This is a genomic window from Lysobacter sp. N42 (assembly GCF_004344885.1).
The window spans coordinates 13,175-28,003 of sequence record NZ_SKFB01000005.1 but is presented as its reverse complement, the minus strand read 5'-3'; the positions used below and the strand labels follow the sequence as shown (position 1 = coordinate 28,003).

Genomic DNA, 14,829 nt, shown 5'->3' with positions numbered 1-14,829 from the left:
CTTATTCCTGCTCAGTTTCCTCAAAGAAGTATGAAGTTGGCCATTTTTGGATAACGCCATCTGATGTTAATAATCCTATATGGTTTGCGTACTCAAATACATCAATAATGTCAGTTCGATGCAAAGGATTAGAATGTTTTTGCGCGTAACCATGTTGCCAAGCTTGGTTAACTGAACCCCAAGCATGCCACTGGTTGTTACCTCCGCCCACAACAACGCCATAGGAAGTATATCGTGCCACTGAAACGCCGGACTCTACACTTACACTTGGGAATCTTTGCCGCGTATTTACATTGAGTACCTGAATGGTGTTCTGAGTAGCTAGCGGATTGTTTGAACTACCTAAAAGAGCATAAATGCTATTGCTATTGGGGCCGCCAAACATCAGAGCAATAGGCGACTGAGGCAGTACGGATGTTTCTAATTCTGATGAATTAGGGTTGCCTCGTATCAGATACCCATTTCTTAATAGTGCGAAAAAACTAACTTGGTCATCGTGCAGCATCACTTCGAGTTGCATAGCTTGGTGGTTGGCTGTCGTAAACAGTTTGGACTGCGTTAACCCATTGGGTTGACTGGCATCTGTGTTAAACCAGTATACATTGTTGTTTTCCAGAGCAACTAAGCCATAAGAGCCTGCTGCGCTTAGTGTGCGGATTGGGCCTGAAATATCTAAAGTAAGGGACTGAGTTTGTTCTTGCTGCGGTCGCCAGACGATAATTTGCTGGCGGTCGTGAATCCAAAGTGTATTGTCGTTCGCCCATTCAACAAACCACACTCCGTCAGGTTCGGGTAAGTTCAATAAGTTCTGCAACTGACCGGCAAAACTATAGACGCCTATGTCACGTCCAACCGACACCGCCAAATCACCTGTTTGGTTAAACTGTGCAGCATTGATTCTGTCTAAGTTCAGGTCGATAAACTCAACATCTTTTGGCGCCTGACTACATGCGGTCAGAAATATGGCAAAAGCCAGAAGGGCATAACGGAAGTCTATTAATTTAAGCAAATCGTATAAACCACCCTCAAGAAAGGTAACATTTGACTAATATATTTGTTAAAGTATACCTTTAAATACAATGCTTAATATAAAGCATAATGAAAATAAAAAGTACTTTTCGCAATTGCGCTAACGCTAAACAATAGGTGAGCGAATTTGCTCACTACGAGATATTGAATCGCATGAAAATATTGATCATAGATCCACAGTTCTTCACTCGTTCAGGGTTAATTTATCTGCTTACTGGTTACACGTCCAATGTTGCTATTTATGAAGCGACTGACTTTCAAGTAGCCGAAAGCTACCTGACTAGTGGGGAAACTTATGACCTAATATTTACCGAGCTAGACATGCCTGATATTGACCACAAAGCCGTAGTTCCAAGGCTTTTGGAGTTGGTTCCAGACGCTAACATCGTTTTGTTTACATGGCGCCAGCATCAAAGTGATATACGCCAATGTTTGTCGCAAGGCGCGTCTAGTTATTTGCGAAAAGACACTTCCGCCGAAGAAGTAAAATTAGCTGTGCATGGCTTGCTACAGGGCAGAAATTATATTCCTGACTCGAGTAGTCGTGATGATAGTTCTCGTTACGACCCCGAGCGCCGTTTGTCACCTCGTCAGCAAGAAATTATGCAGTTGCTGGCGCAAGGACTTTCAAATAAGGAAATTGCCAATATCCTTGGCATCACCGAAGGCACGATTCGCGTTCATTTATCGTCAATCTTTAAAGCGATTAAGGTTTCGAACCGGACAGAAGCTACACTTTGGTATTTGCTAAGACAAAACAAAGTAGTGGGATAGTTTTATGGATCTGCAATCACTGCAGAACCAACTGGAGCGCCAAAACCGTGCGCCGACAGAGTTGTGGAACCCTCCATATTGCGGAGAAATGGACTTAGTTATTAAGTCTGACGGCAGTTGGTGGCACGAGGGCAGCAAAATCAATCGCCTAGCTTTAATTAAGCTTTTCGCGAGTGTGATTACACTGCAAGATGACAAATACTACCTCGTTACACCAGCAGAGAAGGTCGGCATTACCGTGGAAGACCTTCCCTTTCTAGTGACCTCGTGGAAGTGGCACCAAGAACAAGACTCACAATTAATGCATATGCTGGTCGAAACCAATATAGAAGAAAGGTATATTATTGGCGAAGAGCATCCTATTGTGATTGACAAAGAGCTGCCTGCGGTCAAGTTAAGAGATAATCTTCTGGCTCGCGTGCACCGAAATGTTTATTATCAGTGGAGTGACCATGTGCAGCCTGCCAATAAAGGTGAAGATGCAGGATATTACTTGCAAAGTGGTTCACAACGATTCAAATTAGATTAAGCTGAATAAGAAAGTATATAAATTCCAAAAGATGAGGTTGGATTGGAATTGACTGACTTGCAGAATACATCGGTAATCATTATTTCAGAAGACGAAAGCCGCTTGCGTGAGCTGCGAACTATTTTTATGTTCGTTGGTGAGAAAGCTATGGCTGTCGACTTCGCTGAAGGCCAAAGGCTTTTGAAAAGCTCACCCCAGTCGCCAGTGATTGTGGTTATAGACTCTGCAAAAATTGATGCTCAGTTTTTACTCAACAACCCCAGTATTCCTTTTATTGCTACTTCCGATGTAACCCAAGAAACGCTAGCTCCGGTGAATTGCTTAGGGCAGTTAAGCGAGCAACCTTCGTATGGTGAAGTGATTCGACTGCTGCATTACGCGCAGGAATATCACCGACAAAAGCCTGACCATGAAGACGTTAGTTATTCTCAACGTGTATCTTTACTCGCCCAGTCTTTGGTGGGCAAAAGCGAAGCTATGCAAGAAGTGCGTACCCAAATTGCACAAGTTGCACCTTCTAATGCCAACGTATTGATTCTAGGTGAGTCGGGAACGGGTAAAGAAGTGGTTGCGAAAGGCGTTCATGACACTTCACTTCGAAGCAAGGGGCCTTTCGTTCCGGTGAATTGTGGGGCTATTCCACCTGACCTTTTAGAGAGTGAACTATTTGGCCACGAAAAAGGCGCGTTTACCGGTGCTATTGGTACACGAAAAGGGCGCTTCGAGCTCGCTGAAGGCGGAACACTGTTTCTGGACGAAATTGGCGATATGCCCATGCCAATGCAAGTGAAGTTGTTACGTGTATTGCAAGAAAGAGAATTCGAAAGAGTTGGTGGTAATAAGACATTGCGAGCCGACGTTCGGGTTGTGGCCGCAACGCACCAGCATTTGGAAGAGTTGATTAAGGAAGGCAAGTTCCGCGAAGACTTGTATTACCGATTAAACGTATTCCCGATTGAAATGCCTGCGCTACGCGAGCGAGACGACGATATTCCTCTGTTGGTTCAAGAACTAGCAAGTCGTCAAAAAGAGCGCGAAGGCATAGAGCTTCGATTTACTGACAATGCGCTTGGCTCACTAACGACACATCGTTGGTCGGGGAATGTTCGGGAGCTTGCGAACCTTATTGAACGGTTATGCATAACTCACGCAGGGCGTGTTGTTGACGTAGCCGATTTGCCGGGGAAATACCGAGATGCTACAGCAGAACCCTATAAACCTTCATACCCAGACGAGATGCAAGAACGCGATGCATTAAACGCAATGTTCGCGGAAGATGAAGCCGTACTCGATGACGTGCTTTACCCAGAAGGTTCTGGGTTAGTGCCGGCGCGTTTACCTGAGGAAGGCGTAGACTTGAAAACCCTACTAGGTGACTTAGAAGTTGATCTGATTCGTCAAGCGTTAGAACAACAAGACTGGGTTGTAGCGCGCGCAGCGGAAAGGCTAGGCATGCGTAGAACAACTCTGGTCGAAAAAATGAAAAAGTACCAACTCGCCAAAGAAGACTAACGTCTTAAAAAATAAAGCAAAAACCTTTCATGATTTATTGGCATATTGGTTGCATGGTTCTGTCCAAGTTTTATTGGAGACGGAATTATGGCACCTACAATGTCGACCTCGTCAGTTGAGTCTATCCCACAGCCGGTGAAAGGGCGTAACCGAACCTCTGCTGCTGCTCGAGTGAAAAGCTTAGTACATGCTATGCCTAATGGCGTTGTGTTGCTTGACGCTAGAGGGATTGTGCGAGAGGTAAATGACGAAGCTACACGACTACTAGGCGACCCTTTATTAGGTACGCGCTGGCGAGACGTGATCGATCGAGCTTTTCGCCCACAAGCGGACGATGGCCATGAGGTGTCTTTATATTCTGGGCGTCGGGTACGACTTGATATTTCCTCTTTAAGCCCCGAACCAGGTCAGCTTATTGTTCTAACCGACCTTTCCGAAACGCGAGCGTTGCTTTCGAGAATCAGCCATCTGCAAAGGCTTACAGCCATGGGAAAAATGGTTGCTTCTTTGGCGCATCAAATCCGTACGCCGCTTTCAGCCGCAATGCTATATGCCGAAGGCTTGCAGCGCGAAGAGTTAGGCGCTGATCAGCGCAAGAAATTTGCTGGCAAGCTGAATGACAGGTTGCTGGATCTAGAGAGCCAATTAAACGACATGCTGTTGTACGCCAAAAGTGGTGAGCAACAACCGGTTAAACGTCTCTCTATTCGCCACCTGTTAGATGTTGTACATGGGCAAACAGAGGGTGTTGCCGAGCAGCACCATGTGAAGTTAGTGATTGAGCAGCCCCAGCAAGACGTTTTTGTTATCGGTAATGAAAATGCATTAGCCGGCGCGCTGCAAAACTTGATTGTGAATGCAATACAAGCTTCTTCTGTAGAAGGAGAAGTTACCGTTCAGTGCAGTGCAAGCCAAACCGACGTTAAGTTGACGATTTCTGATCAAGGCTGCGGAATTCCACAAAATGTTCTGCACGATATTTTTACTCCATTTTTTACCAACAAGCAGCATGGAACTGGTCTTGGGCTTGCCGTGGTTAAAACGGTAATGAATGCTCATCAAGGTTCCGTAGATGTTCACAGCGAAGAAGGCAAGGGAACACGGTTTGAGTTGTGTTTGCCTCAAGGAGGCGCAAATGAATCACAATAAAAATATATTATTGGTTGAAGACGATCGCTCGCTCCGCGAAGCACTGACCGATACATTAGAGTTAAATGGCTACAATGTGCGTACAGCTTCAAGTGCAGAGCAGGCATTAATTCTTATTAAAGAGCAAATTCCTGGGCTGATACTCAGTGACGTTCAGCTTGGTGGAATTAGTGGTATTCAACTACTCACTAGTATTCAACGGCAGGGCTATGAAATTCCCGTCATTATGATGACTGCCTATGCGCAAGTGGATGACGCGGTTAAAGCAATGAGAATTGGCGCGGTTGACTATTTGAGTAAGCCGTTTGCGACCGAACAACTATTGGAGTTGATTGAACGTTATGCTCCGAAAAAGCCTTCGTTGATTACCCGACCTGTGGTGGGTGACCAGTCCAGTGAAGAGTTGCTTCGACTTGCACAACGGGTTGCTCAAGCGGAAGCTACGGTAATGGTGACTGGGCCAAGTGGTTCAGGTAAAGAAGTATTAGCGCAGTTTATTCACAATGCTTCAAACCGCAAAGATGGTCCGTTTGTAGCCATTAATTGTGCGGCGATTCCAGAAAATATGTTGGAAGCAACATTATTCGGTTATGAAAAAGGCGCGTTTACTGGCGCGGTTCAAAGCTGTGTAGGTAAGTTCGAGCAAGCGAATGGAGGCACATTGCTGCTCGATGAAATCACTGAAATGGATTTAGGTCTACAGGCCAAATTACTTCGTGTGTTACAAGAACGCAAAGTAGAGCGTTTAGGGTCTCGAAAAGAAATTCAACTGGACGTTCGTATTGTCGCAACCAGTAACCGTGATTTACGTGAAGCCGTGGAGAGCGGACAATTCCGAGAAGACTTATATTACCGCTTAAATGTGTTCCCACTAGGCTGGAAGCCTTTGTGTGATCGCCCTGGCGATATTCTTCCTTTGGCACAGCATTTACTTGAACGCCATTGTGAAAGAACCGGCGTAGACATGCCTGCACTTACTCTGAATGCGCAAAAGAAACTGTCTAGCTATCGTTGGCCAGGTAATGTGCGCGAGTTAGAAAATGTTATCCAACGCGCCTTGATCATGCACTTAGACGGCAAAATAGACGATGCTGATATTATGCTGGACGAGCGCTTTCACGCTATTGACGCAAGCCGGGGGCCGGAAATTATGCCTGAACAGGTTATTCCTGAGACGGTGAATTCTGCGAGTCAGCCAGCAGAGCGATTAGGCAATGAGCTGAAACAGCAAGAGCAGCAAATAATTCTGGATACGTTGCATAAATTCAACGGTAAAAGAAAAGCTGTTGCGGAAGTTTTAGGCATTAGCCCACGTACGCTCAGGTACAAGTTAGCCAGAATGAGAGACCAAGGTATAGCCCTTCCGTAACCCCTGATAATGCCAGCTTTTATAGTTGGCATTATTTCTGCATAAAACCTCTTATCGAATCATTGTCAGAAGATTGACAGTATCTAGGTAAGAGGTTTTTTGTATGAACGTAACCAATAATCCACTTATGGCAGACATGCAGGCTATGCTTGCAGATTTGCGTGCATCTCAGCAGGCAACGTCTCAGCAAGTTACCCCATTACCCTCACAAAACATTGAACCGGTTCAAGCCGGAAGCGAGTCTCGTGCAGACTTCGGCGGTATGTTGAAAAGTGCAATAGATAACGTGAATGAATTGGCAATGAATACGGGTGAGCTTCGTAATCGTTTTGAGATGGGCGACGAAAGTGTCTCACTTGCAGAAGTTATGATTGCCTCGCAGAAGTCGAGCATTGCATTTGAAGCAGCTGTTCAGGTTCGTAATAAGGTCGTAGAAGCATACGACAAAATTATGAACATGCCGGTGTAATCAATAGGGTTTAGGAGAAGCTGATATGGCTGAGTCAACAGATTTAATGGTCACCGGAAACGACGCTAGTTCAGATAGCCAAAGCTCTAGTAATGAAGAGCAAAAGTCGGGCTTCATGGGAGCGTTAGCGAATATCGATATCATGCGTCAAGTTATTATCGTGCTTGCGCTAGCGATATGCCTAGCTATTGCCGTGTTCATCATGATGTGGGCTCAAGAGCCAGAGATGCGTCCGTTAGGTCGTATGGAAACTGATCAGCTTATTGAAACATTAGACTTCTTAGACGCGAACCAGCACGACTACAAAGTGGAAGGCGATACCGTTTACGTATTGGAGCGTGACTTCAACGCGATTCGCTTAGAAATGACTCGCCAAGGCATGCAAGCGACTCAAACATCTACCGGCAACGAGATCTTGATGCAGGACCCAGGCTTTGGTGTGAGCCAAAGACTTGAAGCCGAGCGTTTAAAACATTCTCGTGAACAGCAGTTAGCAAGAACAATTGAAGAAATGCAGTCGATCAATAAGGCTCGTGTGCTTCTAGCTATTCCACGTGAGAATGTGTTCACTCGTCGTGAGCGACCACCTAGTGCAAGTGTTATGGTTCATTCTCGTCGCCAGCAGCTTCGCCCTGAAGAAATAGATTCTATTGTTGATCTAGTCGCGTCTGCAGTACCAGAATTAGAAACTTCAGAAGTAACCGTGACTGACCAGAATGGTCGCTTACTGCATTCGGGGTCACAAACGGGAATGTCTGCTGTTGCCCGTCGTGAATATGAGCTGGAGCGCCAACGTGAAAGCGAGTACCTAGACAAAATTGACCAAATTCTCTCACCTGTAGTGGGTTATGGTAACTACACAGCGCAAGTAGACGTTACCATGGACTTCACTCAGCTTGAGCAAACCCAACGTTCGTTCAATCCGGACTTACCTGCGGTACGCAGTGAGATGGTGATTGAAGACAATTCTGTGGGTGGAACAACAGCGGGTATTCCTGGCGCGCTTTCAAACCAACCTCCATTAGATTCGGACATTCCAGAAGAAGTTGAAGGTGGTGCCGGGCGTAATCCAGTTCCTGGCCGCAATCATCGCGAAGAAACCAGAAACTATGAATTAGACACTACGATTAGTCATATGCGTCAGCAAACTGGCGTGCTTGATCGCTTAAGCGTTTCTGTTGCACTCGACCACAAAACGGTGACGAATGCGGAAGGACAAACTGTTCGTGAGCCGTTTACCCAAGAAGAAATTGCCTCTATTCGACGTATGCTTCAGGGCGGTCTAGGCTTTAATGTAAACCGTGGTGACGCCTTAGAAGTTGAAAGCTTCGCTTTCAGACACGAAGCGTTAACTACCGATGTGTCTGTTGCATGGTGGGAGCAAGCTTGGGTGTGGAGAGCTTTACGCTTAATCGTGGGTGGCATGGTTATTGTTGTTCTGCTACTTACCGTGGTTCGCCCAATGATGCGTAAACTTATCAACCCAGAAGACAGTGTTGATAGCGAAATGGATTCATTGTTGATGCAAGACCAAGACTTAGGTGACGAGACCATCGATATGTTGAGCCAGCAGTTCGACAGTGAGTCGATCGGCTTCTCGCCAGATGGTACGCTTAAGCTACCAGACTTGCATAAAGACGAAGATTTATTGAAAGCAGTACGAGCGCTCGTGGCTAATGAGCCAGAGCTTTCTTCTCAAGTTGTCAAAGCGTGGTTAAACGAAGATGCCTGATACAATGCAACAGATGCCACAAATGGCGCCTACCCAACAGCGGGAAAGAGGCGGGTTTGATGTGCACAAACTAGACGGTGTTGAGAAAGCTGCAATCTTATTGTTAAGCCTTTCAGAAGAAGACGCTGCTCAAATTCTTAAACACCTTGAGCCGAAACAGGTGCAACGAGTAGGTATGGCTATGGCTGGCCTAGAAGAGTTCAGCCAGGAGAAAGTGAATGCCGTACATAACTTGTTCCTAGATGATATTCAGAAATTTACGACCATTGGCTTTAAGTCTGAAGAGTTCGTGCGTAAAGCACTTACCGCAGCGCTTGGTGAAGATAAAGCCGGCAACCTTATTGAACAGATTGTTATGGGTAGCGGAGCTCGAGGCCTGGATTCATTGAAATGGATGGACTCCAAGCAAGTTGCAACAATTATTCGCAACGAGCACCCGCAGATTCAGACTATTGTTATGTCGTATCTCGACCCAGAGCAGTCTGCAGAGATTATGTCTCAGTTCAGCGACAAAGTTCGCCTAGACTTGATGATGCGAATTGCAAACTTAGAAGAAGTTCAACCTGCTGCATTGCAAGAATTGAACGAGATTATGGAGAAACAGTTTGCGGGTCAGTCTGGTGCTCAAGCTGCGAAGATGGGCGGCCTGAAAGCAGCGGCAGATATTATGAACTACCTAGACAACAGTGTAGAAGCGCCGCTAATGGACGCGATTCGCGAACAAGACGAGGAAATGGGACAGCAAATCCAAGACCTTATGTTTGTGTTCGAGAACTTGGTGGACGTGGACGACCGTGGTGTTCAGCGCTTGCTGCGTGAAGTTGAAGGTGAAGTTCTGCAACGTGCACTTAAAGGCACGGAAGAGAAGATTCGCGAGAAATTCTTCAAGAACATGTCGAAGCGTGCAGCAGACTTGTTACGCGACGATCTTGAGGCCATGGGGCCAGTTCGTATTGTGGACGCAGAGCAAGCACAGAAAGATATTCTTGCTACTGCACGCCGACTTGCTGATGCGGGTGAAATTATGCTCGGCAGCGGTGGCGGTGACCAATTCGTATAAACCGACGTAGTCATTTTAAAGTGGTCTGTATATGAGTGACGAATCAGCAAAAGCGTGGGATTTACCCGATATCACTGAAGATAAGTCTGAAAGTGAAGAGCGTAGTAATGCGTTGAACATGCGAATGCCTTGGAAATATGAACCGCCAGAAGCGGACGAAGACTCGGATTTAGCTGAAAGTGACGAGTTCCAGGGCGTTTCCGCTGAAGCTCTGGAAGAGCTACGGGAAGCTGCGAGACAAGAAGGCTTTGCAGAAGGAAAGAAAGAAGGACTGGAGGCTGGCCATAAAGAAGGCTTTGAGGCTGGTTATGCAGACGGTGAAGCCAGAGGTAAAGAAGCTGGGGAAGAGCAAGCACAGGCTCAGCTTGAAAAAATACAGTCGGACTTAACGGAGCAATGGGAGCAGCGTATTGAGAGTTTGCGTCAACCGTTAGAACAAGTCGATGAAGCGTTAGAAACTCAGCTGCTGCACCTAACTAAAGCTTTGGCCGCTGCCGTTTGCTGGAATGAAGTTAAGCAGAATGAAACGATTATTCTGGAAGCCATGCGTCGTGGACTTAATGAATTGGGTATGACGTCGCAGCGCGTTGAGATTTATGTGCACGAAAATGACATGCACGTGATTGACGCAACTTGGGACGAGAAAACACGTAACGAGAAGAATTGGTTTGTTTACACCGACAACTCCATATCTCAAGGCGGTTGTAAAATTCAGACGCCTTTAGTTGAAATCGACGCCACTATGGAAACACGAATGCAGGAAGTGTTCGCAAGTTTACTGAAAGGGCATACGCCGCAAAAGCAAGCTGCCGGAGATTCCGATGAGTCTCAGTCAGAAGATTGATAAGCATATTGCCAGAATTCACCCTGCACGCCCTCACGTAGCAGGGCACCTCACTCGTGTGGTTGGACTTACCTTTGAAGCCGTAGGTGTGCGTGCTGCTATCGGCGCCATTTGTGGTGTAGAAACAGCTCAAGGCGAAGTTACTGCGGAAGTGGTAGGTTTCGACGACGATGTAATCTATTTAATGCCTCATGATGATGCGCACGGCGTTCTGCCTGGCGCTAAAGTTCGTCCCCTTTCTCGTACCGCAGGTATTCCTCTAGGTATGGAGTTACTTGGTCGAGTGATTGACGGCTCTGGTAATCCATTAGATGGATTGGGGCCCGTGGTTACGCAAGCGCACGGTACGAGTGAACGTCATAAAATGAACCCATTAGTGCGTCGTCCGATTAGAGAGCCTTTAGATGTAGGTGTTACTGCAATCAACGGATTAATTACTGTAGGCCAAGGACAACGCATGGGTTTGTTTGCAGGTTCTGGTGTGGGTAAAAGTGTGCTGATGGGCATGATGACACGAGGAACTACGGCAGATGTGATTGTTGTGGGGCTTATCGGTGAGCGTGGCCGTGAGGTTAAAGAATTTATTGAAGACATTCTTGGAGAAGAAGGTCGGGCCCGTTCTGTGGTGGTAGCTTCTCCAGCGGACCAGTCACCTCTGATGCGTTTACGCGGTTGTGAAACTGCAGCGCAAATTGCTGAGTATTTCCGTGATCAAGGGCTAAATGTTCTGTTGTTGTTAGACTCGCTAACCCGTTATGCAATGGCTCAGCGTGAAATTGCATTAGCGATTGGTGAGCCTCCGGCAACCAAAGGTTACCCACCTTCAGTATTCGCAAAACTACCAGCTTTGGTTGAACGAGCTGGTAATGGTGGTGAAGGGCAGGGGTCTATAACCGCTTTTTATACGGTATTGACCGAGGGGGACGATTTACAAGACCCGATTGCAGACTCCGCGCGAGCAATATTGGACGGCCACATTGTCCTGTCTCGTGACTTAGCTGAAGCAGGTCATTATCCTGCGATTGATATTGAGTCTTCGGTGAGCCGTGTAATGCCGCAGGTGGTGAGTGAACAGCATTTAAAAGATGCGATGGCGATTAAGCAACTTTATTCTACTTATCAAAGAAGCCGTGATTTGATTTCTATCGGAGCTTATACCCAAGGTTCTGATCCTAAAATAGATAAGTCGATACAAATGATGCCTCTTATGGAGCGATACTTAAAGCAGGGTATGCGCGAGGTGTCAGCATTTGACGACTGTGCAACAGTGCTTGGTCAGTTGTCGCAGCAGGCTAGGAGTTAGGTATGAGGCAAAACTCGCTAGAGCTCGTACTTGAAATGGAGCAGCGTAAAGAGCAGAAGGCTGCCCAAGAATTTGGTACGGCAAAGAATCAGCTGGAAATGCAGCGTCGTAGACTTGCTGGGTTAACGTCATATCGCCAAGATTATTTGAATCAGGCGAACCAGAAAGCACAAGGTGGTTTAGGGTCTGCGGCATTTGGTCAATATCATGCGTTTGTAGGGAAACTTGATGAAGGTATTGAACAGCAGCGCTCTCAACTGGAGCGAATCGCTTCACACGTGGAAAGCCTCCGCCAAGCTTGGATGCAACGGCAGCAACGAAGAAAAGCGGTAGAAATGTTGCTTGAAAAGCGTATTGAAGAAGCCAACCGTAAACGAGAAAGACAAGAACAAAAAACCTCTGACGAATTCGCGATGCAGGGATTTTTAAGACGAATTCGAGGAAACTCCTAATTCAGGCACAGATATTGCTTTATCTATTCTGATTCAGAACACATGTTTGAGCGGATAGAGTAGATAAGTATGCAGACACAACCCGTAATTCCCTCACAAGTAACGCTAAATAAGCAGGACTCAGCGCCAGGGCGTAGCTCTTCAGCGTCATCGGAGTCTGATTTCGAGTCTGCATTGTATCAAGAAGAGCAAAAGCATCAGTCTGATAGTCGGAAAACCGACGAAGCGGCAAAAATTGCCGGCAATCGTGAGCGAACTGAAACAGATACATCAGCGCGTAATGAACCATTAAATGAACGTTCGGAAGAGCGTTCGCGTCGTAATTCTGACACCGCCACAGAGCAAGAACAAAAAGCTGACAATGTGGCTCGCGAAGACGTTACCGATAAGAAAGAGTCTGATGAAAGCAAAGATAAAGATTGGCATTCGTTTTTAGAATCGGTGTACCACCGTTTGCAAGAGAGCCAAGAAGAAGGTAGCGATAGTAAAACTGTGCGACTAGACACCTTGCCTTTGTATCATGGCGACCCAGTTTCCGATGAAGGCCGAGTATTAAAATTTGAAGTAGAAAAGTCACAGGACGAAGTGAACGTAAAAGAATTATCTGAAGATGCTTCGCAATCGGGTGATTCTGACTCTGACGAACAAAGCCGGGATGCGAACGCAGAGCAGAGTGGAAATGTAAACGAAGATAATGGTGACGTAAGCGAATTTCTTAAAAAGCTACAGCCTGAATTAAGCGAAGGAGATGCTGACCAGTTAGCAGAACTTCTAAATGGTGAAGTGTCGCTGGAGCAAATGACAGACGAACAAAAAGAGCTTTTAAATGCGTTCTTTAGCGAGCTGGATATATCAGAATTCCAACAGCAAATTACTGAGCTATCACAAGATAGCTTGACCCAGTTGGGTGTTTCACTTGAGAGTTTGGAGCAACTGCAGGCTCAAATTGACCGTCTTGCGTCAGCTGAGTTTGGATTAAGTACAGAAAAAGCGAATGAACTTGACCAGTTACAACTACGAATGAACGAGTGGGTTGAAGCTTTAAAAGATATTAAAGCAGAGCTTTCGCAAGCACTGGTAGATTTGAAACAAGGTGATAGCAGTGCGTTAGAACAACTGCTGGCGTCACTTAATATATCGGACGAGCAGAAAAACGCGCTTCAGCAGGAGTTAGAAGCTATAGCACAGCGTTTTGATGTAGAGCAGTTGCAACGCTTTGCCACAGAGCAAATTAAAGCTGCCCCGCAACTACAAAGCGCAGCAGCTGAAGTGATAAATGTTGCCAACAATGCTTCCAATAAAGAAAACCCAGTTCTAAAAGCGTTTGAAAATGCCTCAAATAAAGCACGCTTGCTGCAACAAGCCGAGGGTGCAGGGGATGCTGATGTAGAAGTCAAAAACGACGGCGATAAAAACAATAATGCAGTTCAACGTTTGTTAGACGTAGTCGTACAAAGCCAAGCGACTGAACAGAACAAAACGCCAACTCAACCAGCGGCTACTAACCCAACAACAACTGCTACGGCGCAGTCTCAAAATGGGTTTAGTCAGCAAATGAGCCAGGCGCAGCAAGCAGCACAGCAAACACCATTAGAGCAGGCGAGGCAGGTTCAGCAACATATCGATCTATTTGGACCACAAGCACCTCAAAACATGCGTGATCAAGTGATGGCGATGGTGAATTCTAAGCAGCAATTCGCGGAAATGCGTTTAGATCCGCCAGAACTAGGAAAGTTGCAGATTCGAATTCAGATGAACTCTGAAAACCAAGCTTCGGTGCAGTTTCAAGTGAATAGTCCGCAAGCACGAGAAGCAGTTGAGCAGTCGTTACCTAAGCTAAAAGAAATGTTGGAACAACAAGGTTTACAATTAGCGGATACAGACGTGAAGGAAGGAAGTGCGGAGCAACAGCAGTTTGCTCAGCAGTCTGGCTCAGGTACTAACGGCCAGGGGCATGGTGGCGAAGGTGAAAATACAGAAATTAATGAACCTGATTCCATGCATACACAGTGGATTGATGTAGACTCTGGGCGTGTAGATTACTACGCTTAAAGCCAGATACGGACGAGAGAGAGAATATAACAATGGCGGCAGAGCAAGAAACAGAAGAGCAGCAAGAACAAGAAGAGTCGAAAGGCTCGAAAAAGATGCTGTTTATTATTATTGGTGCGGTTGTAGCATTAATTGCTGCCGTCGCTGTGGTGTTTTTTGTGTTCATGGGCGGTGATGAAAGCTCCAGCCAGCAGTCTTCTGACGCATTAGGGGTTACCGGACCAGAAGCAGGAAGTGCATATTATGTGGCACTGCCAAGACCATTTATTTTTAATATACCGGGCCAGCAGCGTGACCGTTTAGTGCAAATTTCCGTGCAGCTCATGGTGCGTGGAACCCGTAATGAAGAATTAGCAAGACAAAATATTCCAGCCATTGAAGGTGTGTTACACCGTACGTTTTCATCTTCAACAGCGGAAATGTTAGAAACGAGCGAAGGAAGAACTGACCTACGGGCTGCTTCATTGAATGTGGTAAGAACCGAACTACAAGAGCTGACCGGAAGTCCTGTAGTTGAAGAAGTTCTCTTCACTGGCTTCGTGATGCAATAGGTAA

At 46.2% G+C, this 14,829-nt stretch carries 14 protein-coding genes; 13 read left to right on the top strand and 1 reads right to left on the bottom strand.

Going from position 1 to position 14,829, the window contains the following annotated elements; genetic code table 11:
• Position 1: 1 nt before the first annotated feature.
• Positions 2 to 1,009, bottom strand: a complete 1,008-nt coding sequence (locus EYQ95_RS11125) for a hypothetical protein (protein WP_111916034.1) — start codon at positions 1,007 to 1,009, stop codon at positions 2 to 4.
• A 173-nt stretch (positions 1,010 to 1,182) separates the two neighbouring features.
• On the opposite strand from EYQ95_RS11125, the gene EYQ95_RS11120 reads away from it, so the two are divergent.
• The 13 genes from EYQ95_RS11120 to fliL all read left to right on the top strand — a co-directional run bounded on the left by EYQ95_RS11120 (position 1,183) and on the right by fliL (position 14,825).
• Positions 1,183 to 1,803 (top strand): response regulator transcription factor, encoded by a 621-nt coding sequence (locus EYQ95_RS11120; protein WP_111916033.1) that lies wholly within the window; start codon positions 1,183 to 1,185, stop codon positions 1,801 to 1,803.
• 4 nt (positions 1,804 to 1,807) lie between these two features.
• Entirely contained in the window at positions 1,808 to 2,332 is a 525-nt protein-coding gene (locus EYQ95_RS11115; RefSeq protein WP_111916032.1) for a DUF1285 domain-containing protein, read from the top strand.
• A 57-nt stretch (positions 2,333 to 2,389) separates the two neighbouring features.
• Complete coding sequence (locus tag EYQ95_RS11110) at positions 2,390 to 3,844, top strand: sigma-54 dependent transcriptional regulator (protein ID WP_111916235.1); 1,455 nt, start codon at positions 2,390 to 2,392, stop codon at positions 3,842 to 3,844.
• Between the two features lie 87 nt (positions 3,845 to 3,931).
• A complete protein-coding gene (locus EYQ95_RS11105; RefSeq protein ID WP_207916374.1) occupies positions 3,932 to 4,993 on the top strand; it encodes a PAS domain-containing sensor histidine kinase in 1,062 nt (353 codons plus the stop codon).
• Positions 4,980 to 6,362, top strand: coding sequence for a sigma-54 dependent transcriptional regulator (locus EYQ95_RS11100; RefSeq protein ID WP_111916031.1), 1,383 nt, complete (start codon positions 4,980 to 4,982; stop codon positions 6,360 to 6,362). The genes EYQ95_RS11105 and EYQ95_RS11100 overlap by 14 nt, the downstream gene beginning before the upstream one ends.
• A gap of 103 nt (positions 6,363 to 6,465) precedes the next feature.
• Complete coding sequence (gene fliE / locus EYQ95_RS11095) at positions 6,466 to 6,831, top strand: flagellar hook-basal body complex protein FliE (RefSeq protein ID WP_111916030.1); 366 nt, start codon at positions 6,466 to 6,468, stop codon at positions 6,829 to 6,831.
• A 25-nt stretch (positions 6,832 to 6,856) separates the two neighbouring features.
• Complete coding sequence (gene fliF / locus EYQ95_RS11090; protein ID WP_111916029.1) at positions 6,857 to 8,563, top strand: flagellar basal-body MS-ring/collar protein FliF; 1,707 nt, start codon at positions 6,857 to 6,859, stop codon at positions 8,561 to 8,563.
• A 22-nt stretch (positions 8,564 to 8,585) separates the two neighbouring features.
• Positions 8,586 to 9,623, top strand: a complete 1,038-nt coding sequence (gene fliG / locus EYQ95_RS11085) for a flagellar motor switch protein FliG (protein ID WP_207916396.1) — start codon at positions 8,586 to 8,588, stop codon at positions 9,621 to 9,623.
• Positions 9,624 to 9,654: 31 nt separating this feature from the next.
• Complete coding sequence (locus tag EYQ95_RS11080; RefSeq protein WP_111916028.1) at positions 9,655 to 10,467, top strand: flagellar assembly protein FliH; 813 nt, start codon at positions 9,655 to 9,657, stop codon at positions 10,465 to 10,467.
• Positions 10,445 to 11,770, top strand: a complete 1,326-nt coding sequence (gene fliI / locus EYQ95_RS11075; protein ID WP_111916027.1) for a flagellar protein export ATPase FliI — start codon at positions 10,445 to 10,447, stop codon at positions 11,768 to 11,770. The genes EYQ95_RS11080 and fliI overlap by 23 nt, the downstream gene beginning before the upstream one ends.
• A 2-nt stretch (positions 11,771 to 11,772) precedes the next feature.
• Complete coding sequence (gene fliJ, locus EYQ95_RS11070; protein ID WP_111916026.1) at positions 11,773 to 12,222, top strand: flagellar export protein FliJ; 450 nt, start codon at positions 11,773 to 11,775, stop codon at positions 12,220 to 12,222.
• A gap of 69 nt (positions 12,223 to 12,291) precedes the next feature.
• Positions 12,292 to 14,274 carry a flagellar hook-length control protein FliK gene (locus EYQ95_RS11065; protein WP_111916025.1) on the top strand — a complete coding sequence of 661 codons (1,983 nt, stop codon included), beginning with the start codon at positions 12,292 to 12,294 and terminating at the stop codon, positions 14,272 to 14,274.
• A gap of 32 nt (positions 14,275 to 14,306) precedes the next feature.
• Positions 14,307 to 14,825: a flagellar basal body-associated protein FliL gene (fliL, locus tag EYQ95_RS11060; protein WP_111916024.1), complete on the top strand. Its 519-nt coding sequence runs from the start codon at positions 14,307 to 14,309 to the stop codon at positions 14,823 to 14,825.
• Positions 14,826 to 14,829 lie beyond the last annotated feature (4 nt).

Coding starts and splice junctions, on each gene's coding strand:
- EYQ95_RS11120 (WP_111916033.1), top strand. CDS start 1,183: ATGAAAATATTGATCATAGATCCACAGTTCTTCACTCGTTCAGGGTTA.
- EYQ95_RS11115 (WP_111916032.1), top strand. CDS start 1,808: ATGGATCTGCAATCACTGCAGAACCAACTGGAGCGCCAAAACCGTGCG.
- EYQ95_RS11105 (WP_207916374.1), top strand. CDS start 3,932: ATGGCACCTACAATGTCGACCTCGTCAGTTGAGTCTATCCCACAGCCG.
- EYQ95_RS11100 (WP_111916031.1), top strand. CDS start 4,980: ATGAATCACAATAAAAATATATTATTGGTTGAAGACGATCGCTCGCTC.
- fliE (WP_111916030.1), top strand. CDS start 6,466: ATGAACGTAACCAATAATCCACTTATGGCAGACATGCAGGCTATGCTT.
- fliF (WP_111916029.1), top strand. CDS start 6,857: ATGGCTGAGTCAACAGATTTAATGGTCACCGGAAACGACGCTAGTTCA.
- fliG (WP_207916396.1), top strand. CDS start 8,586: ATGGCGCCTACCCAACAGCGGGAAAGAGGCGGGTTTGATGTGCACAAA.
- EYQ95_RS11080 (WP_111916028.1), top strand. CDS start 9,655: ATGAGTGACGAATCAGCAAAAGCGTGGGATTTACCCGATATCACTGAA.
- fliI (WP_111916027.1), top strand. CDS start 10,445: ATGAGTCTCAGTCAGAAGATTGATAAGCATATTGCCAGAATTCACCCT.
- fliJ (WP_111916026.1), top strand. CDS start 11,773: ATGAGGCAAAACTCGCTAGAGCTCGTACTTGAAATGGAGCAGCGTAAA.
- EYQ95_RS11065 (WP_111916025.1), top strand. CDS start 12,292: ATGCAGACACAACCCGTAATTCCCTCACAAGTAACGCTAAATAAGCAG.
- fliL (WP_111916024.1), top strand. CDS start 14,307: ATGGCGGCAGAGCAAGAAACAGAAGAGCAGCAAGAACAAGAAGAGTCG.